Raw genomic sequence first — 22,064 nt, forward strand, 5'->3', positions numbered from 1 at the left:
ATGCCTTATTTGGCTGTGCCGGCGATGCTCGCTTGAAGGGCGTCGATGACCTTGGTGTCTTCGAGGGTCGTGACGTTGCCGGTAATTTTTCCTGTGGCAACGAGCTCCTTGAGGAGGCGGCGCATGATTTTGCCGGAACGCGTCTTAGGAAGACCTGGGGCGAAGTGGATTTCGTCAGGTTTTGCGATTGCTCCGATGACTTTACCGATGTGGTTACGCAGTTCGGTCTTAAGCTTGTCAGTTTCTTTGACGCCACCTTTGAGAGTGACAAAGCAGACGACTGCCTGGCCTTTGATGTCGTGAGGTTTACCAACGACAGCAGCTTCAGCAACTGCCTTGTGGGCTACCAATGCGGATTCGATTTCTGCGGTACCGAGTCTGTGGCCAGAGACATTGAGAACGTCATCTAAGCGACCGACAATGTAGATATTTCCTTTTTTATCCTTACGGGCACCATCACCAGCGGTGTACATGCCATCGTAGTCACTCCAGTAGGTGTCTCTGTAGCGCTTCTTGTCGCCGTAGATCGTACGCAACATGGATGGCCAAGGTTTGCGGATGACGAGGCGTCCCGGTTGGTCAGCTTTACATTCTTTGCCATCTTCATCAAGGATAGCGACATCGACGCCAAAGAATGGAAGTGTGGCGGTGCCGGGCTTGATAGGGGTGCAGCCTGGGAGTGGTGAAATCATTGCGGCTCCCGTTTCGGTTTGCCACCAGGTGTCTACGATTGGGCAACGGCCTCCACCAATTTTTTCATAGTACCATGCCCAAGCGGCTGGGTTGATGGGTTCACCGACAGTACCGAGTAGGCGTAGCGAGGAGAGGTCGTATTTATCGACAAACTTATCACCTGCTTTGATGAATGCGCGGATGGCAGTCGGGGCGGTGTAGAAGATCGTTACACCGTATTCTTCGATGATGCTCCAGAAGCGGCCCCAATCAGGGTAATTTGGTCCACCTTCGTACATTACCTGAGTGACGCCGTTGAGGAGTGGACCGTAGGTGATGTAGGAATGGCCTGTGATCCAACCGACATCAGCGGTGCACCAGTAGACGTCATCTTCTTTCATGTCGAAGATGTACTTGCAGGTCGTGTATGTGCCGACCATGTAGCCACCAGAAGTATGGAGGATACCTTTTGGCTTACCAGTGGAGCCTGAAGTGTAGAGAATGAAGAGTGGGTGCTCGGCGCTGAAGCCCTTCGCTTTGTGGGTGGCTGGGACTTTGGCAGTTTCTTCATGCCACCAGTAGTCACGGCCTTTCTTCATTTTGATTTCGTTCTCGCAGCGTTTGAGGACGATGACGGACTTGACTGTGTCGTTGCCTTTGAGGGCTTCGTCCATATTTTCTTTGAGTGGCACCACACCACCACGACGCCAAGATCCGTCTGCTGTGATGACGGCGACAGCTTTAGAGTCCTCGAGGCGGTCTTTGATAGATTCGGATGAGAAGCCACCGAAGACAATGGAGTGAACCGCACCGATACGCGCACAAGCGAGCATGGCGATGGTAGCTTCAGGGACCATTGGCATGTAGATGAGGACACGGTCCTTGGATTTGACGCCACGTGCGATGAGGACATTGGCCATGCGGCAGACTTCACGTTGGAGCTGCTGATAGGTAAGGATGCGCTTGTCACCTGGTTCACCTTCCCAGATGATAGCTGCTTTGTTACCGCGCCCTTCTTCGACATGGCGGTCGACAGCATTCTCACAGACATTCAGTTTGGCGCCTTTGAACCATTCTGCGTATGGGGCTTTCCAGTCGAGGACTTTGTCCCACTTCTTTTGCCACTTGAGGTCTTTGGCTTCGCGCGCCCAGAAGATGTGCGGCTTTTCGATAGATTCTTTGTGCATGCGCTTGTACTGCGCCATGCTTGAGACTCGTGCTTGTTTGGAAAATTCTTTGGAGGGTTTGATTTCCGTATTTTCGTCGATTACGAGAGTTTGCTTCTTGCTCATAAGATTGGGCATCACTGGGTGGTTTAGGTAGTGATAGTGGGGCAAAATCTAGCAATGCGATTCAGCTCATGACAATGATGAATTCGAGAAATTTCATACGTCTGTATGGGTGGATGAAACAAATCCGATTGTCATTTAGGAAATGTGATTGGTTGTGGTAGAGGAAAGAAAAAAGCTCACAGGTGAGCTGTGAGCTTTGGTCGTGAGTGGGGGGATTTGGATTCGTGAGGAACGAGCTATGGGCTGGAGTAAATGGATGTTATCCCATCTCTCGACTCGGAATAGACGGATGGAGTGTGGTTAAGTCTTTTGAAACTTGCGCCACGTGTTTTTTGAGCAGATCGGATGATCTTAGATAATATGATCGTTGGGATTCAGTGGTTCCGCGGGTGCGGGACTCCTTCACTCCGCCTTGATATTCTGCAAGCTCATTCTGGCCATGCGTCCATTCTGATTGACGCAATGGTATTAGGATCTGGCCATAAGAGTGTTTAGCGGCGTCGTTTGTAGGATTTACTGGAGCGCTGGGTAGTCTTAGGGGCGCGTTTTTTCGCGGTTTTTTTCTTAGCTAACTTCTTTGTAGCTTTGACATCGGTTCGCGTACGGTATGAGCGGTCAGGCTTGGGGTTGCGCTGAAGCAGTTCGATATCGTGAGCGTCGAGCTCGGAGAATCTTCCAGGTTCGAGGCCGCCACCAGTCACGAGTCCGATACGGATACGGACGAGTTTGACGACATTGAGGTGTGCAGCTTTGCACATCATGCGGATTTGTCGCTTGAGGCCAGTTTCGAGGGTGATGAGGAAACGTCTCGGTGAGAGTCGCTTGACGGCTTTGGCGTATGCTTTGGATTCGCCGGTCCAGATGCCTTTGAGGAATTGGTCGAGGACTTCGTTGCTGAAGGCTTGGTTGACGGTGACGAGGTATTCTTTCTCGATCTTTTTCTTGGGGTGGGAAAGTTCTTGAGCGAGGTCTCCGTCATTGGTCATGATGAGGAGTCCTTCAGAATCGCGGTCAAGTCGGCCAACGTGGTTAAGGTGTCGCAGATTTGGGGGGAGGAGCTCGTAGATAGTTTCACGTTCGAGCTCGTCATCTTTGGTGCAAACGAGACCTTTTGGTTTGTTTAGCAAGATGGTGGTAGTTTCCCGTGGGAGAACGCGAGAGTTTCCAATTTTTACGTAATCATCTTCGGTAACATTGGTGGAGAGGTCGGTGCAGACCTTGCCGTTGACGATGACGCCACCTTTTTTGATAAGTTCGTCGCATTTGCGACGCGATCCGATTCCGCAGGATGCGAGATATTTATTGAGGCGGATGCCGTTCATGAATGTGAAATGGTGATCGCGGAGCTCGCGAATGATTCGAGATAAGGCTGATGGAATGGTGGGGGCTGCGTGGGATAGGAGGGAAGTGATGCTCGTACTTTAGCAAGCAAGTGGAGGTTTAGAAAAGAAAACCCGCACGGCAAGGAATGTGCCGGGCGGGTGTAAAAAGGGTTAAGCCAAGGGTTGTTTATTGAACCTTTGTCTTAGGAAGGCCGATTGGTGATTGGCCTTCTTTCCATTTACCTGACTCTTGGAGAGCCTTAACGCGCTCGAAACGCTTCATTACAGAACGCTTACCTTGTGCGCTGCCTTTTGCTTTGAGACTGGAGTGCTTGGACATAATAAAAATCTTTCTTGGTTGGTGGGGGCGCAAGCTACGGGGAAGTTTGAGATTTTGCAACTGGAAATTTGCTTTTTTTAGGGAGGTGGGCAGATCCTAGCCTATAGCGATGATGGATTATACCATCTCTCGACTCGGAATAGACGAATGGAGTGTGGTTGAGTCTTGTGAAGTTTGCGCTTCGCGATTTTAGAGTAAATCGGATTATCTTGTAGAATGTCATCGTTGTCATTCAGTTGTCCCGCGGGTGCGGGGCTCCTTCACTCCGCCTTGATATTCTGCAAGCTCATTCCGACCATTCGTCCATTCCGTTTCGCTCAATGGTATTAGGTGGCTGGGGCCCATTTTTGGAGGGTGAGAGCAGCAATAAATAAGAGAAGAGTAGCAAAGAATAGGGGCCAACCAAATGCTCCGGCTGAGGTCGCGTCAAGGAGGCTAAAGCCCGCGAGGGACATTGCGACGAAGGAGCCTTTATTTTTATTAATTTGGAGGAAGGCAGCGCCCATCCAGACCCAGTATACCAGCAACGCTGTGATAAAGGATATGGCATGAGGGTATGCGAGGAAAACATCTTGAAGGGTGAGGGATTCGTGGTGGTCTAGAAGTGCAGGTAAGAAGGGGATGAGTGGGAGCATGAGCATGATGGCTATCAGCGCTTTTCGCCAAGTGATGGGGCGGGGACTAGATTCACTGCGGGCTACGCTGGCGAAGCTGATCGTGTAGACGCCGACGACGGCTGCTGTCATCCAAGGCAGCTGGGGAGATGATGTGGAGGCATTGAGAAGTTCATGCATGGGAGAGATTGGGTCAGTATCTGGGGCATGTGCCCAAGCTGCAGCCGCCGCAAAGAGGATGAGGAAAAAGCGGCAGGCTCCGATGAGTGGGAGTCCCGCCCAAGCTGATTTTTTGTGCCAATAGGAATAGGCAACGATGGATGCCGTCAGAGCTAGGGTACAGGCGGTCAGTGTGAATTGAATCGTTCTATCAGTGGTAGTGAACCAAACGGAAGCAATTGGCAGCAGGGTGCCTAGGGATAGCATTGCAAATGCGGCTTGGTAGATGCCGGTACGCTCGAGTACTCCGGTGGGGATTGGTCGCTCTGGTTTGTGAGCGAGGTCGAATTCCAAGTCTACGGCATCACCTAGAAAGCACCCACCTACATAGAGAAGGGAAGCCGTGAGACAGGCAAATAGATAGAGGGGAAGGAGGGAAAGGTCAGGAGGCCCAGCACTGAGTAGGAGAGCGCCACCGTGGACTGAGAGGAAGCCGATGAGAATATTACTCCAGACTGTCGGGAGGTTGGAGATGCGTCCGGTAGCAAGTAGGGCGGAAAGTTTGTTCATCTGGTGTGGCGCTCAGTTTGTTAGAGTAGGTGTCAGCGTTGCACTTGCTGCCAATGGGTGAGAGTCCAGAGGTATTCTTTGCTGAGTTGTTTCTCGATAGGGATTTGAAGCGAGTCAGGTAGCACACCCCAGGTGTAGGTTTCCATTTCTAGGTGGGGACAAAGCTCTGGGTGCTCAGCGAGGTATGTGAGTGCTTCTTCCGCATGTGTGCGGGTAGAACCAAGTGGGGGGGCGGGGTCATCGTAGAGTGGGATGTGAAAGTGAACTCGGCACTCTGCAGGGGATAGAAGGTCTTGTGGGTGCGCTTGAAGTTGAATGAGTGCTAGAGGCAAGTCTTTGAAGCGAGTGATCGCGCCATTGGCATCTTTGAGAATGAGTTGATGTAGGTAGGTCGGTTCATCGAAAGGCAAGAGGGGATCAAGGTCGGCGACGGAATTTATTTTGATAGCCAAGGCGTTGGAGAGGTGGATCTTAGAAATACGGATCTTGGCTTCTGAGAGGCGAGTGAGGGCGTCGGAACAATTCTCGAACTCGAGGGCAAAGTGGCAGGTGTCGTAGTTGAGCCCGAGGTGTTTGGTGAGAATGTCAGTGGGGAGTTGCTGGGATGCAGCCCATTGGTGTAATCGGTTGAAAAAGTCGATAGACTCCTGGGTGTTTTCGAAGTGTCCGAGAGGTTCTGGTTCGAGTCCAAGATGAAGATCTTTCTCGTATTGGTCAGAGAGGAGGGCAATGTGTTGAGCACAGGCGTAGAGGTGCTTGAAGATCAGAGTCTCGTCTGCTTGGAATTCTTTAAATGAACCGGGTAAAGTGGAAACCGACCCACCAATCGATCTGGGGGCTAATTCAGCAATGATGTTAAAGAGATTGAGTGTGTAGGAGAGGCGATCTGAGGTGGTCCAATCTGGAGCATAGACTTGTTCTTTAACACGAGTGTCATGAAACGCTCCGTATGGAAATCCATTGATTGTGTATACGTAACAAGATTCCTGATCGAGCCATTGCTTGAAGTTGTCTAGCCGATCTTCTTCAAGCAGCTGTTCCGCGGCATTTGCTGAGAGGCGCAGGCCAATGGCAAAGGGCTCTGCCTCATGCAGATTGGAGTCAGAGAAGACTGCATCTCTAACCTTCAAGGTGTGTTTTTGAAGTGCAGAAAATGTTTCATCCCAAGTTTCAGCTGGGTGAATGTTAGTGCAGTAGGAGAGGTGAACTTCAGAGGATAGCTTCATAGTTAGAGGCTGATTCAGGGAGAGCTGTGTTGGGAATCCGTACGCTGGAGCTACCAATTGCTTATCAGATCGATTCAGTGAGGGAACGCTTTTCGATATGGCAATAGAAACTCATGGTACTGAGTGATTGAACTGAGACTATTGATATTTGTTAGTATTAATGAATAGCACTTCGCTGACTCTTGTTATGGAATGCGCTATATCTTAATACATCAGGGTTTGTCTTCAGTCTCGATGCTAAAACGCCTCGCCGAGAATTTGAGGCGAGGCGTGGATGCTTATTTAGCGGATGATATTCTAGCTTGTTTCTACTCGGCGAGTGAGGGCACAGCCGTGGCAGGGTCTGTGTCGGCATCGTAGTTGACCCCATCGAGGCCAAACCCGAAGAGTTTGAGGAATTCCGCTTGGTAACCTTCGAAGTCCGCTACTGTTGAGAAGTTTTCGTTAGAGACGGTCTGCCAGATGTTAGCCACTGTGGATTGGATGTCATCGCGCATTTCCCAATCGTCAATGCGGATACGTCCATCGGAGTCGAGTTTGGCGTCATCTGAGTAGAGTCGGTCTGAGAAGAGGCGCTCGATTTGTTCGATACAACCTTCGTGAAGCCCTTTCTCTTTCATCTCCTTGTAGAGAATGGAGATATACAGTGGGACAACAGGGATGGCGGAAGATGCTTGAGTAACGAGAGCTTTGTTGACTGAGACGTAGGCTTCACCGCCGAATTTTTCACTGAGAGTTGCGTTGATTTTTGCGCAGGATTTTTCGAGATCCTTCTTTGCTTGGCCAATGGTTCCATCCGTGTAGATGGGCCAAGTAAGCTCTGGTCCAATGTAGGAATAAGCGACAGTTTTGACTCCATTGTCGAGCACGTCAGCTTCGACTAATGCGTTCATCCAAAACTCCCAATCTTCGCCACCCATGACCTTGATGGTGTGTTCGATCTCTTCCGGAGTAGCGGCTCCGATGGTGACTTCTTCAATCTCGCCTTTGTCGGTATTGAGAGTTTTGTTCGTGTAGTCACCACCGGTGGTTTTGAGGACAGATTTGTAGACTTCTCCAGTGTTAGGGTCGGTGCGACGAGGAGAAGCAAGCGAGTAGACAACGAGGTCGATCTTGCCTCCCATTTCATTTTTTATGATTTCAATGGCTTGCTCTTTGAGTTCGTTTGAGAAGGCATCGCCATTGAGTGACTTAGCAAACAACCCTTGTGCTGTAGCAGCTTTTTCGAAGGCTGCGGAGTTGTACCATCCAGCTGACCCCGGGCGTTTTTCACTACCAGGTTTTTCAAAGAAGATGCCGAGGGTGTTCGCTCCGGACTGGAATGCAGGAACGATTCGAGAAGCGAGGCCGTAGCCAGTGGACGAGCCGATCACGAGTACGTTTTTAGGCCCATTATCAAGGGCTGGCTTGGACTTAACGTAGTCAATTTGTTCTTGGACGTGAGCAGCACAGCCATCTGGGTGTGCCGTAGTACAAATGAAGCCGCGAATTTTTGGTTTAACAATCATGATAGATGAATAGTGAGCGCCTCTATTTATAAGGGCGAGTTTGCTGGGCCGAGGCTAGTGGTTGTGGAGTGAGAGGTCAAGCAGGACTGCGGTCACTGGATGAGGTCGTTACTTTCACGGCCAAATACGTGAGCCAGCTCTAGAAGCAATCGTTGACCCGGTTGGAGCTCAGCTCGCTGAAGGAGTACTTCATGGGCACGAGCAGGAGCATCCGTGATGAGCCCATCTACTCCACGGCTCGTCATTGCGGAGATATCGAGCACGGAATTTACGGTCCAAACGTAGATGTCGATGCCACTATTATGCGCGCGTTGGATGAGTTGGGGAGTGGCGGCTCGGTTGTTAAGGCCAAGGAAGTCTACATCTAATTTGGTGATGTCGCCTAGTGAGACAGTCGACAATAGCCCAACTGTCCAGTCGGGTCGAAGTTCTCTAATTTTCTGAATGCCCTCGTATTTGAGTGACATAATCATGACTTGATCGACCATCTTTGTAGCTTCGACAATTTCGACGACTTTTTTTTCAAGAGCCACGTCGTGGCCGTAGTATTTAAGTTCTATCAGGACACCAGCCTTTCCATTACAGTGGTTGAGAACTTCTCGTAGTGTTGGGGTCGTTTCGTTTGCAAATTGGGGATCGAACCATGATCCGATTTCTATGTCAGGGAGTTGTTGGGACTGAGCGTCCCAGATATTAAGTTTGGTATTTCCGACTCTTTTGAAGTCGGAGTCGTGGAAGACGACCACCTCCCCGTCGGCGGTTTCTTGCACATCTATTTCTATCCAATCCGCTTTGGAATCAATGGCGAGTTGGATTGCAGCCATTGTATTTTCTGGGGCGTCCTCAGATGCTCCACGGTGTGCAATGATCAGGACTTGGTCTTGTTGTTGTAGGCCACTCACCCAGAAGTAACATCCAATTGCAGCAATGATGAGAATGCCTAGAGCGGATGAGAGAACAAACTTCTCACCTTTCGGGAACTTAAATTTCTTTTCACCAAAGTGTCTTGGGACGGTGGTATCGAGGCCACATCTTTCAAACATCTCTATGTTTTGTTTCGCCAGAATACTAATCGCAAAGAAACTCGTTAGGAATGAAATGGTAGTTGTGATCGTTAAGGTGCAGCCGAGAGTGATAGCTAGAAGTGCCAGCTTATCAGAGAACTGAGGTAGCAGAAAATGTGCTGCAGCGTTGAAAGGCGCGTTGAGCAAAGAAATCAGGAGTGGGGTGCCAAATAACCAAAGGGCTAGCCAGCTGGCAATGGTGCGGTGTTCGCCTTTGCTCAGCTCTGTGCTACGTTTTTTAGCTTCTTTCGAACTATGGTTAGCGAAGAGTACGAGGGGGAGCGCGTAGAACCAGCTGATGGCTAGCTTGACTAACAAAACACCCATTGTGATGAGCAATACAGCGGCAATGCTCATTGCATAGAAAAACTCAGGTGGGTGTTTACTGAGATAGTAGTTAATGTCGTTCTCACCAAGAAAATAGAGGTAATCGAGACCTAGTAGAATAAGGAAAGGCAGAGCAATACATAGCACAGCGATAGTGAAACGCAGGGCTAGCTTTAGCAGGTCTGGGCCTTTTGCTAGGATAATTCGGAGAGTATCGGGAAGGTGGGCGCTGGAATTGTGATAGCAGGCGTGGCAGGCGACTAAGAGCCCAGCATAGGTGATGAAGGCGACCATCAGAGTGAATGCTGCAATGCACATTCCAGCGATAGCGCCTGCTGGAGTTAGAAGAAAAGTAGCTATTTCAGTATCACTGAGGGCAGCTTGTCCGGAGAAGGATACGACAGCTTGAATGGTGATGCTGATAACAGGTGTTAGGATGAGGGCTGAAACAAGTGTGAAGGCAATATAGATCACCAGAAGACCTTTCCACTTGTCTTGTTTCAGGTCTTGAAATGAGTGATTAACTTCCGAGACAAGTGATGTGAATGCTTGAGCCATAGGATAAGAAAATGAATTCCTATGGCATAGCGGTTCTTACACAGAAAAGAAAGATCTTTGTTAGTTGATCTCTCTCTGAAAGGTGGGGCTCAATAAAAAATGTGGAAGGAGCAATGCAACCTTCCACATTGGAGTATGAGTAGGGGGTGTAGAGTTACTTGACTAGTCTCTCGGACGCTTCTTTGCGTGTAAGTGAGACGGCAATGTTTCTGATGTGGTTCACTCTGCCTTTCTTTGTCTCTTTTTTGGATACGACCATGGTTTGGTCACAGAGATCGATGGCGTAAGGGATGTTTCCTGAAGACATTGAGAAAGCGCCTTGGAGGCCAAGTTGGGCGAGAGCGTCAATACAGTCTCGAATGCGCTCGCCTGAGAGTTTTGAGAATGCTTCATCGATAGGAACGAGGCCGATACTTGGATCCTTGCCGCGGCGTTCATAGCGGTGGTAGGCACGGAGGTAGCACGCGAGGATCGCAATAAAGTATGGGGATTGGTTTTCCCCACCAGAAAACTTGCCAGATTGTTTATCTACAGAAGTTTCTCGTCCATCTGGATCCCGTGTGTCTAGGACTGACATGTCATAGTCGTAGTAATTACGGTAGTCCAGGAAGTTGAGGGCTTCAGCATTGTTCGGGTCTTCAACGAGCGTGTCGAAGATGCGTTCGACCTCTTCTTTTGTTTCGGCGTCGATGGAGTCAAAGAATAGTGAGTCTTCGTCAGCGAGGGCACTATTGTCGACCAGCTTTTGATAGATTGCGTAATCTGGGTTACGTTTCTTTCTTATCTGATAGAGGTGTACACCAATGGGCTTCTTCAGCTCTTTATTAAGAAGCTTAAGAGTGATATCCACTCTCATGAGGGCGGAACGTAATTTAACGAGGACTTGCTTACGGAAGATCTCTTGCCAGTTACGTTCTTCGCGCTCGGCCTTGCCTTCATAGGCTGGGATGTCACTCTGGGCGATGCGCTCAAGGCGTTCTTCCCATGCGTCATTCTTCTCATCCTCTGGTGCGAATTCATTATAAACTGGGAATTCTCGGGCTAGCTCCTTGCGAGTTTCAATGACTGAAGCCCAGGCGAAGTGGCTTCTGTCGATACAGGCACGCTCAAGTCGGGTAGCCTGAGAGACAGCGAGGTCGAGCGCAGGGAATTCAGATGTTAGGTTCTGATAGAGTTGTTCTCTTCGTTCATCGTGTTCGCCGAGTCCCTCGCATTCAGCTCGGAAACGCGTGAGTTCTGCATCGGCCTTATCGAGTTGTTCTTGGTAGTCTTCGAGGCTGCCTTGTCTACGGCCAAGTTCGAGTTTGAGTTCAGATTTTCTGAGGCTCTTTAGTTCACGTTCATAGCTGGAGAGGGTGTAGTCTAGATTGCCAAGTTCAGCTTCTTTTTCTTCGAAGCCACCATCTTCGATGGTTTTGAGTCTCTCGATATTATCTTGGAGTCGATCTTCGCAGCTTTTGAGTTGTTGAAGGTCCGCGAGTTGAGCGCCAAGGCTGGGGCTGTCGAGACGTTGTTTCCGGTAGTTATTTTCACAGTCAGCAAGTAGCTCAGCGAGAGGCTGAAGGCGCTCTAGTTCTTTACGAACGCGTTCACGTTCGTTTTCTAGTGTGACTTTTTGTTGTTCCAGCCCTCGGCTACCGATGTATGGGATATTATCGTAGTGGGCACGGCGTTCCGCAAATGGCCTTCTGTAGGTGAATCCGTCTGGTAAGATAGATGCGTTATACTTTGTGAGGTCTTTAGCATCTTCTACGCAGATTAGTCGGCCAAAGAGGTGGTTGACGATGGATTGAGCGACAGGGTCATGACATTCGATCAGGTCTGCGAGGCAGTTGGGCTCACAACGCGCATTAAGCTCCAGAGCTTGTTCTGGGTTGATCAATGACTCACCGGGGGCTCCACCTTTCATTTCTCGATAGATCGTCTCCGCGTAGCGGTAGTTTTCTGGCTCGACGACAACTGCGAATTTACGTGTGAAGGCAATTTCAATAGCCGGACGCCATCGTTCATCTTTCACCTCGCAGAGTTCTCGCAAGGCGAAGGCGGCTGGGTCACCGTTTCTACGCCGAGGCAGTGAGGAGTTGACGGAATCTAACAGCGCTGAGCGTTGACTTACTTTACCTCGTTCAAGTGTTTCGAGTCGGGCCGAGAGGCCACGCAATTTGTTCACTTTCTTTTCGACCTCTTCGCGGAGTGGCTTCTCGGCATCTTTAGACGCGTAGTGTAGATTTCTGACTGCGTCTGCTAGGTCTTCGAGTTTTTCAGTGAGTTCGTGGAGTTCACAATTTTCTGTATCTTTGAGAGCTTTCTCAACGGTTTTGACAATGCTGTGGGGGAGTTTGATGCCAGTGCGTTGAAGCGCTTCGACCCAGTTGCGGATCATGCGACAACGGAGCACCCGAGCTTCACTGATTGTTTGTCCAGCTTCTCTGAGTTGGTTGATTTGGCTAACAAGCTTTCGGTTATCTTCTCTTATGTGAAGGAAGAGTCTACCATCCTCGGTTTCGTTGAGGGCGTCTCGAAGGATATCACGTCTTTCGCGACCGTCTTTGAGCAGTTTTTCTAGCTCTGACTCACGGCTATTTTCGGACTCGGCTTGTTGCTCAAGTTCTTTGATTTCTTCCTCGAGTTCTTCGACGACTTCTCGGAGTTCTTCGCACTTAAGGTCTCGAGAGATATCGGCGTAGAGGTCCTTATCGATGATAGACTGCTTGTTCGTTTTGAAGTCTTTACTGATAGATTCAAGTAACTCAAGCTGCCTTCTGAGGGCCGTAAGTTCGCGCCTAAGGGAGAGGAAGGCGTGATAGGAGTCTCTTACTTCTTGAATGCGAACTTCATCTGGTGGAAGAACGTAATTCCTACAGAACTTGTTAAAGTTATCTAGGAATGTGAAGGACATCGCAGCAGGGAGCAGGTAGTCTAAAGTTTCACGATCGTAGTTGAGGTGGCTTGGGAGAGACATTTCACGACGGTATGACTCCATGGTGTCGAAAACTCGTCCTTCACAGTCGGAAACGTAATCTCTGAAGCCAGCCCAATCGAGAGGGAAGTCGAATTGGTCGATCCAGTCAGCTTTGTCCAAGCGTTTGGGGATCATGAAACCATGACGTCGTGAGGGTTGGTTTTGAGCAGCGCTGTCAAATTCTATGCGCAGGCCCCAGGTTTCAACCTTCTCGCTGTTAGGCCAAGTAAATTCGAGGGCGACATAGGTAGTGGCGCCGTCGTTACGCATGTACTGCGGGAGTCCATCAATTTCGTCCTTGGTGTCACCTAGGCAGTAGCTTTTGAGCGTACGTGATGATGCTTTACCAGTGGCTGATTGGTTATACTTCGACTTTTGGTCTCCGATAAGAACGAGCTGAATCAAATCCATGAGAATGGATTTTCCAGACCCAGTCACTCCGGCAATGAGTAGATTGCCGTGGATATCAAAGATGTCTTGGTAACCAAACCAGTTGATGGCGTGGATGCGTGTGAGTTCGATTTTTCGGCTCATAGTTTCAATGATTGTGCGTTCTTATTCCTCTTCGTCATCCAACAGCCCGACTTCTTCGTCTTCCTCATCGTCATCGAGCATTGGTTTTTCTTCTTTTGGCTGTGTGGGGATTTCTTCCAACACCTGATCCTCTCCATTTTCGGTAGCGGTGCTACTGTCTTCAGAAGACTGGATAGGAGTTTCATCGGACTCTGTATCATCTTCGTTGACGTTGGCTTCAGATTCAGAATCTGGATCAGCAGTTTCAGCTTGGAAGGAGCTTGCTGCTTTGACCCATTGCTCGATACCTGGGAATGGGATGGCAAATCGTAAGGTGGGTAGAATTTGAATTACAGAGTCACTAAATTCATCCTCCCAGTCCATTTCAATAAGGTTGAAGCGAGCAAAGCGACGCAAGATTTCTTTCATGCGTGACTGAGAAAGGGGATGCATGCTAGGGAACTTACTTTGGAACTGTTCATTAAATTCTCGTAAGTTGAAGAATACATCATGAGCACCATTTTCCCGTACTTCTACATCGTAATCGTACCACAGGGAGAGGGCTACGAGCGTTTCATCCCTTTTTAGTTTTCTGGTAAGTGAGGGCACTTCAGGGATGGCCATAATAAGGCGTTCATCTCGCTGAATAATAATTTTAAGACCTAACAAAGCAGCCCATTCTTCTAACCATGGTTGGTGTTCGATAGCCCAATCATACAAGGGTCTCTCTGCGGGGCGTCCTCTGAGCAATGAACCGTGAGCTAACAAACGGTGTGCTACATCTTGCAGCATTTGTTTATCACGCTCGCGCATGGTGTTATTGAACAAAGACTGATCCGTATCCGTTTCTATGGTTGTCGGGTTCATAGTGATCTTAGTTAGATTGGTGAAAGGCTTTTTTAGCGCGCTTTAGGGTGAATGGTGAATTGGTCTAGGAGCATGTCTTCGACCTGGTCAGGTTCAGGAAGTATGTCGTGGGTAATGGCGTCACGAGGTGTAGTGATGTCGTATTCGCTCTCTAGGGTGTCGCTGTGAAGAAGGAGACCGATAGTATTCAGAAGCCACTGTTCTACGTCCGTTGGGATGTCCTTAGACTTAAGCCCATCAGAGGTGACATTGAGTTCATGGTAGAAGCGGTTTGCTCGTAGTGTGGTGAGCGAGGAGTTGATGTTGTCACTCATTTCTTCAAGGGCATAGAAGGAGTCATCATCCTCATAGAGATCTTGTAGAGGTGCTTGTTCTCCTTTAGCGCGCACCACACGCGGCGAGAAGAGAGAGTCAATGCCGGATAAGAGGCTTACAGCTGGAATTTTTAGGCCAGGTAGATCGAGGTCTTCAGGTAAGGCGTTGATTTTGCACTCAGCATATTTCTCATTGATCAATTCAAAGAGTTCTCGCACTTCTGCTCTACGTCCACTGGAGACTTCCTGTAGGTAACGGAATCGTGCGAAGGAGCGTCTAGCAAAGTCTGCAGCCCTTCGGTCGACGGCCTCAGCTTGTGGTTCAACACTGTCTAACAACCTTGCTGCATCGTGAAGTGCGTTTTGGACGCGTACTTCAACTTCGTCTTCATTGAGTTCAGGACGACGTTTTTGGAGCTCTAGCTCCATTTTAGCGATGACCGTGGGGTTCGTTTGGATCTGCGCCAGCTGTTCTCTGGCCATTGGCAGGCGCACTGGGATGTCTAAGTCGATGAGTGACTTGTAGGCTCTTTGGCCAATGTTTTCTGAGAAGTCATCGTAAAGAACTTGGAGGTTTTCTTTGATGGAGTCTGAGCGGAGCTGGCGTTGGGTGAGGCGCGCCATGCCTTGTTGGATAGAGCGTAGCTCTTGTAGCCCATAGCGTAGGTTGTCTGTACAAGCTTCGAGGTCCGCAAGTGGGTGTTTTTCAAATGCCTCTTTGTCCATAATGCGGGAGCAAACGAGGTGGAGTTTGTCGGTAAAGGTTACTTGTTCTGGATATGCCATTCTACGAAGGCATTCGAGAAGTAGTTCCGCACGGCTATCAAGGTAGTAGACACGTTGGTAATCTGAGCGTTTCGGTTCTTCGAGCCATTCTGATTGAAGCATTTGACGAATCATTTCAGGGGCTGTGATTCTACTTTGTTCGTCATCGAGGTCTTCCGGTAGCTCAATGTGCTCGATGCCTTCATTGATAATATCTTCACAGACTTCGATTAGTTCAGATCTGGTTAAGCCGACTCCATGTCGATGGCGTTGGATGCTCTCAATTTTGTCCAAAGCATCGATGTAGAGTTTACCGTATCGCCATGTTAGAACGGCGAAGAATCGGCTGGGTGTATCTCTGAAGATTTGTTGGCTCAAGCTCACAATCCAGAGAGACTAGGCAAGAGCTTCTTCCTTGGAAGTGGGAAAAAGAATTTTATGATGGGCGTGTGTGGAGAGAGGTTTTTTTTAGAATCGGCTAGGGAGAGTCATTAAGACATCTTTAGTGAACAAGTTGTGAATAAGTCTCTGGATGCATGCCTCTGTGGGGTTCTTGTCTTCTGTGTGGTGGTTAGGGGTGGGAAAATTTTTTCTCAAAGCTACTTAATAGTTTACATATATTGATTATTTTTGAATCTGAAATGGCTTGCGTCGCATTAGCTTGGTGTGTCGAGGTGATAATGAGGCGTAGAGTTAGGGGATTTGTACATGTTAGGCGGTTTATTGTATAAATGCAGCGATTGATTAAGATCTATGTAGGTGCGGGAAGGGTAGTTGTTGACGAGCAATGAGGGCTTTGGCAGTTTTCGTGCACAAGCCTATGGACATTCAACTAAAAGCAAATATTGAGATCGGGGTATGCCCGACACATGTGAAATTTGTAGGTGGCTTGGTTCCTAACGAGGACAGCCGCCTTCCACGTGATGAGAACGGAGAACTGTTTGCGATTGCTGAGATGCGTCGACTACAAGCAATGTCTCCTGTCAAAATCGATTCTGTGCAGATTTCTCAATTTAATGGAACGCATCCAGAGGATTTGGCGGAGATGTACACGGGCTTGAAAGATTTGGGATTGATCGTGAAGATTATTCTTATGGTAGGAGGGGCGAACCCGATGGATCCCGCTGATGAAGATGCGGTAGTTGCGCAGCTTGTAGAAGGGGTGAACACGGCTAAGAAGTTTGATATTGAAGAGGTGGGATCGACTTCGTTAGAAGAGTGGTTATCTGGAGCGCCGCGCAAGGAGGGTGAGGAGTTTGAAGCTGCAGTGCAACAAGTTATAAAGCTGCATAAGCGAGTATACGACGAGGCTGAGATTGCTGATTCATGCCTTAAAGTTTGGCAACTTGAGTTCCTTAGAGGAACCGAGTTTACCACTTTCACGGACCTCGGGCGGGTGTGGCAGGTTGCTAAGGGACTCAATGACCTTATTGGTGAGAAATTTTTCAAGCTGCTCGTTGATGCTGCTCATTGTGGAGATTCTAACCTCAACATTCCTGAGAATGAGGTATTGATCGATGAAATTGCAAAGTCTGGAGAACTCGGTATGTTTCACGCATCAGCCAAGACGACTCGTGGCTGTTTAAGCACGGATGATGGGTGGATTGGGGCTATGTTAGCCGCATGTGCAAAAACGGGAGAGCTGACTGAAGTTATTGTTGAGCTTTTTCATCATGAAGATGATGCACTTGCGGGCTTACGTGAGGCTGTAGAAGGTCATGGAACCAATACGCTTGATGGACGTTCCTACACTGAAGCTGTGGTGGACGGATTACAGGAGGTTGCAAGACGTATCAACAATCTCGTTGCTCGGGGAATCCTCCCAGCCAAGTAGTAAGAAATCTCAGTTTATAGAAAGAGCCCAGCAAATATTGCTGGGCTCTTTTTTATTGTTGTTGAACTAGGTCGAATGGAGAAGGCAAGAGGGGGAGCACACTCAAGAATAGTTCAGCGCATACGATCTTACTGCCCCAATATCATAGTGAGCGTGAGGATTCTCAGTTAGTTGTCGGCATCGGTGATAGCGAGAGCTCTAGATCGAATGCACTGGTGGTTCAAAAAAGTGGAGGAGTTGAGCTAGGTGTTCCAGATCAACAAACTCATAAAGCACCTCTCCTAATCACCGCGGACGGGAAGGTTAGGCTTCGAGAAGCACAGGGGGGGATATCAATGGGAGTATATGGAGAGTGAGATTATTTCTGAAATAGAATAATTCGTAAATAGATCGAACAGCCATGCTCAACTAGAGATTTGATACTAGGTCTTGTGATCTAGTGAAGTAAATCAGATAGTCTCAGCATGTTACTATCAGCAATTCTCGATAAGACACGTATTCAACTTGAAGGGTCATAGGCCTCACAGTATCTACACATCAGATTGTTTTGATACTTGAGGCTTAAAATCTACTAGACTACGGCTTTTGACAACTTCTCGACCTTTACTATCTTTTGTTGAATAAAAGAATATAAGTTGTCTCTTCTCTGAACGATTCATAAGCATTGTAGAGTAAACGATTTTTGGTTTACCCTCCAGTAAGACGGCTGCTTGGCAATGGACTGCTTTTTTCTTGCCTGAAGTAGCAATTGGCACATTCCTTGACGCTAGGGGTTTTAGTTTGATTCTTTTATTATCAATCTTATACAGGATCTCTTTCTGTGAAAGGTTCACTAATTTATACGAGCCATATTTAAAATCACTAGCGTCTAGATCAAATATTAAGGTTCTTAACTCTTTGTTTATAGTAAGAAATAAGATCAGAGGTGACTTTATGTTCTGAGGAATTTGAATAGACTTGAATAGCTTGTAGGGGGTCTCCGGATCATTTGTCTCAGTGTAGAATTTGATTGGAGCTCCTTTTTGGTAGGGGTATCCACGAGAATAGCTCATTTCCATAGTCTCAATACTGACCATTTCTTCTTTACCCCGTTCATTTTTAGTTTTTAACAGAATTGGGCTAGAGTCCCACTTTTCCCAAGTGGTTACTTTGAATTGAGGCTTTTTGCTTTTAACTGTTTCAGCATTTGCACAAGTATTGAAGAGTAGTGCAGAAATGACGAAAAAGCGTACTAGATGTTTATAGATTGGTTGCATTGTCTTAAATCTCGTTACTTGAAAGCCATTTGAATGAAGTAATTATGAACTTACGGCCGTAGGTTTTATTTGTTGCAGTGGTGCTTGGGTTAGGGACCCATTTGTTAAGAATAGCATCAGTCTCTCCCAAAGTCGGATACGCTGGGTCTGGAATTTTAAAGGGCTCGGAGGAGTTTTCACTCCAATCTGTTGTGCGTTGTATTGTGGCCTCGCACCATGCTTGTGCTACAACCTTACCATTGTCGTCTCGGGCGTCCCCATAGCACCTGACGGTAAAAGTATCTCCACGGGTTCTGATAACACTTCCAATAGTTTGCAAAACATCAGATTGCATTAAATAGCCTGGGCTGCCCACTAATGTACTGAGTGATATGTCTTTGGACCCAGTGTTTATAGACGTGTCTGTGAAGTTGCTGATCGTTATTGGCTCGCTGAATTTTTCATTCAGCCCAGCATCTTCTATGGCCATTTGTAATGCGCCAAGTTTATCTACGTCAACATTGGTGTTGGGCGATGGTAAAGGTCTGAGTCTTCGATTGACGAAATCGCTGACACCCATAAAGGGGCCACGTAATTTGACCTGATCTACGATAGATTCGGCGAGTTTAGTAATTTCATCGTTACTCAGTTCCCTGTATCCAGTCCATGTATTTGTGCTCCTTGCAATATCTTCCTTGGTACCGGCTGGAAGTTGGAATCTTGAAAATGGAACTCCTTCGTTTTTGTCTTCTTTGACTTGTGATATGTTTAGGTATTTAACATTTAAGTTGTTATGAGAACTTAGAATGGCTTTCCAGGCATCAACGGATGTCGAGTTGATGTTAAACCCGCCAGCGATTGCCAAATGTTTGGCTATTTTAGCATAGTCCTTCATGTCATCCTCGATAGAATCACCAAGCTTCTGCGAAGCTTCATAGATGATTCGGGGGTTTTGAAGAGGGCTCTTAGTTTTATCGTTATCGTTAACTAATGCTTGAATTGCTGAGGAATGAGTGAGGTAAGCTTGGACTGGAGCCTGTTCAATCGCTAATCTGTTGTCTCCCCAGTTAATTGAGGAAAAGAAGTATTGATCCCAGAGAGCTTCATTTGAGGCCCATGAGAAGTCAGTCAGGGTTTGAGCTTTAGGGGCTTTATACTGAGTACTGATAGGTCTTCTCGTAGTGAGTTGATTGGACTTCACGAAGCCTGCAGGTTTAAATGAATTTGCAATTTGTGAGGATCCATCCTCGGGAATGATGGATATGTCTGCATGTGTTAGTGCAGCAATCGAGGTGAGAGGAGCTCTGGGAAGGTCATAGAGCACGACATTACTTGTCCCATATGAAGCATTTCTGCCAAGGCCCCAGTAGCCGTGACCTTCAGGGTCTCCGACTAGTTGCAGGTCAGAAACGTCAGAGATGTCTTTTAGCTCAACATTCCAAGCTGGAGAGAGACGGTCTGAACCATCATAATTCCTTAGATCATAAATTTGCCCCCTAGGGTTGAACTGGTGGAAGACTGGTGCTCCTTCCGCTCCATTTTTTAAGGCCAAGTCGAGTGCACCAATATAGAAGCCTGATTCTCCGACTCTGGGTAGACTGCTTTCATTGAAGCTTTTATCAATGGAGAGTTTGTGTTTGTGGGCGTCTGCTTTGCTTACGTCGTCGTAGGTTGAATATGTTATTCTCGTGATGAAGTCTTCATCCCAAATATCCTTATTAGCCTGCATATAAGGTGGACCTATTTCATTTAACTTAACAGTGGTACCATTGTGACTTTTGGTTGATAGCAGAGAGAAATTGAAAGTGTCAAGTTCTCTGTTAGCAAAGCTGTTATGACGACCCGACAATGTTATCCTAACTGATGTGTTCGATTTTGGTTTGATCGTTGGGGGATTCCAATAATGGTAATATCCACCAGGGAACATGAATAAGCCTGTATCCTCACCATACTCGAAGGTGGCTTCGACCATATTATTTCTTTTTACCACCTTATACTCCTGTTCCATCCCCCCCTCAGGGAGTGGTGATAGAACTTTAATTTCACCGGGCTCTAAGATAAACGTTTCCCCAGATTTCGGAAGAATTCTGTATGCTAGCGAACCATTATTCCCAACATTAACTGAGAACATTAAATTTTCTACTTTTTGTGGTGCGCCGTCATTATCAGTCCACTCAAAATTAAAGCGTAAAGGGTTAAATTTTGATGCATACATACCAATAGACTCAAACTCGATTCTTCTGTTGTATGGGTTATGTATTGTCACATAGGGATCAAATGAAAGAGCTAGCCTCCAATCATTAGGAGCAGGTTTTCCTGTATTCTTCTTTCGTACACCAAGCACCATTGTAACTCTAATAATGCTAGGAGCTATCCGTGATGCAGTCTGACGGAGAGTGCCTGCAGCTGGATTGAAAGGGCCATTTGAGATTGGCTCTGCTATATCTTTAAAATTGCCAGAGAAGGAATCATAGAGGCCGCCAGGGCTACTTCTAGAACTGTATTCTCTACCTTGATGAGTTTTACTGTCTCCCGATCCGGTAGCATAGCTGAGAGGGAGGCTGCCTCTGGTGATGAAGTTAACTTCATTCGAGGATGGGATGCTACGGTTCCAGCTGAAGCTGTCCCATTCTTTTTTGTATAGTCTGGCATAGTTCCTGAGGAGATCCCACGTTGGTCCACGGACTACCGCACTATTTGTGCCCACTGAGGATGGAACTTCAAAGAGGTAACCTAGGGGGTGTGAAGATGGATAAAATGCGTCGTCCGTGTACTGAGTGCTGAGATTCGCGTAATTATCGGTATTATTACGCTCGGGAGAGTTATGGAATTCCTCCAGCTCGTTGAATTTTTGTGTGTCTAATTCAAAAGCAGTTGAGAGATCGCTTTTCAATCCACCAAGCCTAGTGTTTGTCAACAGTGATACCGACTTGTTAGTGATATGATGGAAGTACTTTTGAGCTGAAGGGGTAATGAGTTCGGTTGTCTGCAGTGAGGGAGTATTGATTTGCTCAGATTTTGATTTCTCAAAATACTGCTCGAATACAACTTCATCAATTGCATCTAGCGACGAGCGGTATGGGGAGGAGTTCTTGTTAGAATCCGCCCACTTATCATCTTCTTTGATCTGAATACCATAGCTAGCCTTTAAGGATTCATCCGAAACCCAGTAGCCATAGCTTCCTGTGAAATTACCGTCAGTATGAACTGGAATAGTAGCAACTTGTACATAATCAGCCTTGTCCCCCGCCTGGCCTAGAGTGCCCTCACCTAGGAGTGTGATCAGCTCAGAGCCAGAGATGTTGTACGGTGCAACATCTTTTTTGACATCGACTTCTGATGGTATTTTAGGGTTAGAGAAAGGAATTGTTGCTAGCCAAGTAACTAGGTTTTTTGTGTTTGCATCACGAGGGGTCCAATTTTCAGTGTTCCATACTCCACTGATGTATTTCATGGTGGAGCTACTACCTTCCAGTATATCAGCATTTGCTGTGACGCGTTGGTCGGGGCCTGCGTATTTTTGGAGTTGGGCGATAGCAATTTGGAGGGCCATGCGTGCGTTGGCTTGGGCCTCGAGTTGGTAGCGCTGTTGCTTGGACTGTTTCACTTCCGTGCGAGAGAGTGAGAGCATGCCGACGGTAATCATGACGAGGAGGACCATGATTGAGAGGCTTGCAATGAGGGCGAAGCCTTTGGAGTGGGTAGAGGGCTGTGGGCGCAGTTGGGTTAGGGTACGCTTCATCATCAGTGTATTTCGAGTGTATTGATTGTTTGCTTTATGTATTTATATTGTAATCACAAGGTAAATGCAACAAGCAAATGATTGGTGTTAGCCCGGGTTGGGAGCTAAGTTGAGCGAATTCACATGTTTCCTCTAAAAATTCAGTGAATTACACTGTATTTACAATGGTCTGATTGTGAT

Annotated in this window: 13 protein-coding genes; 1 reads left to right on the forward strand and 12 read right to left on the reverse strand. The window is 47.6% G+C overall.

The genetic code is table 11. The features are described 5' to 3' along the window. Positions 1-5 precede the first annotated feature (5 nt). The 10 genes from acs to ACFSW8_RS00625 all read right to left on the reverse strand — a co-directional run bounded on the left by acs (position 6) and on the right by ACFSW8_RS00625 (position 15,457). A complete protein-coding gene (gene acs, locus ACFSW8_RS00580) occupies positions 6-1,964 on the reverse strand; it encodes an acetate--CoA ligase (protein WP_377085647.1) in 1,959 nt (652 codons plus the stop codon). A gap of 491 nt (positions 1,965-2,455) precedes the next feature. Next, positions 2,456-3,286, reverse strand: coding sequence for a pseudouridine synthase (locus tag ACFSW8_RS00585; protein ID WP_377085605.1), 831 nt, complete (start codon positions 3,284-3,286; stop codon positions 2,456-2,458). Positions 3,287-3,473: 187 nt separating this feature from the next. Next, the gene (locus ACFSW8_RS00590; RefSeq protein WP_377085607.1) at positions 3,474-3,626 is read right to left on the reverse strand and encodes a small basic protein; all 153 of its coding nucleotides are present in this window, start codon (positions 3,624-3,626) and stop codon (positions 3,474-3,476) included. 326 nt (positions 3,627-3,952) lie between these two features. Continuing rightward, a complete protein-coding gene (locus ACFSW8_RS00595) occupies positions 3,953-4,969 on the reverse strand; it encodes a UbiA prenyltransferase family protein (RefSeq protein ID WP_377085611.1) in 1,017 nt (338 codons plus the stop codon). A gap of 32 nt (positions 4,970-5,001) precedes the next feature. Further along, positions 5,002-6,195, reverse strand: a complete 1,194-nt coding sequence (gene eboE / locus ACFSW8_RS00600) for a metabolite traffic protein EboE (protein WP_377177186.1) — start codon at positions 6,193-6,195, stop codon at positions 5,002-5,004. A 308-nt stretch (positions 6,196-6,503) separates the two neighbouring features. Next, positions 6,504-7,703 (reverse strand): enoyl-ACP reductase FabV, encoded by a 1,200-nt coding sequence (gene fabV / locus ACFSW8_RS00605; protein WP_377085617.1) that lies wholly within the window; start codon positions 7,701-7,703, stop codon positions 6,504-6,506. Between the two features lie 92 nt (positions 7,704-7,795). After that, positions 7,796-9,652 carry a glycerophosphodiester phosphodiesterase family protein gene (locus tag ACFSW8_RS00610; RefSeq protein ID WP_377085619.1) on the reverse strand — a complete coding sequence of 619 codons (1,857 nt, stop codon included), beginning with the start codon at positions 9,650-9,652 and terminating at the stop codon, positions 7,796-7,798. A 154-nt stretch (positions 9,653-9,806) separates the two neighbouring features. After that, entirely contained in the window at positions 9,807-13,148 is a 3,342-nt protein-coding gene (locus ACFSW8_RS00615; RefSeq protein WP_377085621.1) for an SbcC/MukB-like Walker B domain-containing protein, read from the reverse strand. A 21-nt stretch (positions 13,149-13,169) separates the two neighbouring features. Beyond that, positions 13,170-13,994, reverse strand: coding sequence for a DUF4194 domain-containing protein (locus ACFSW8_RS00620; RefSeq protein ID WP_377085622.1), 825 nt, complete (start codon positions 13,992-13,994; stop codon positions 13,170-13,172). A 32-nt stretch (positions 13,995-14,026) separates the two neighbouring features. After that, entirely contained in the window at positions 14,027-15,457 is a 1,431-nt protein-coding gene (locus tag ACFSW8_RS00625; RefSeq protein WP_377177188.1) for a Wadjet anti-phage system protein JetA family protein, read from the reverse strand. 436 nt (positions 15,458-15,893) lie between these two features. Here ACFSW8_RS00625 and ACFSW8_RS00630 point away from each other — a divergent pair, with 436 nt between their 5' ends. Next, the gene (locus tag ACFSW8_RS00630; RefSeq protein WP_377085628.1) at positions 15,894-16,907 is read left to right on the forward strand and encodes a hypothetical protein; all 1,014 of its coding nucleotides are present in this window, start codon (positions 15,894-15,896) and stop codon (positions 16,905-16,907) included. A 530-nt stretch (positions 16,908-17,437) separates the two neighbouring features. Here the strand turns inward: ACFSW8_RS00630 and ACFSW8_RS00635 are convergent. Next, a complete protein-coding gene (locus ACFSW8_RS00635) occupies positions 17,438-18,163 on the reverse strand; it encodes a hypothetical protein (RefSeq protein WP_377085632.1) in 726 nt (241 codons plus the stop codon). Positions 18,164-18,167: 4 nt separating this feature from the next. Then, positions 18,168-21,596 carry a hypothetical protein gene (locus ACFSW8_RS00640; RefSeq protein WP_377177190.1) on the reverse strand — a complete coding sequence of 1,143 codons (3,429 nt, stop codon included), beginning with the start codon at positions 21,594-21,596 and terminating at the stop codon, positions 18,168-18,170. Positions 21,597-22,064 lie beyond the last annotated feature (468 nt).

The organism is Rubritalea tangerina (genome assembly GCF_042683245.1).
GTDB classification, from domain to species: domain Bacteria; phylum Verrucomicrobiota; class Verrucomicrobiia; order Verrucomicrobiales; family Akkermansiaceae; genus Rubritalea; species Rubritalea tangerina.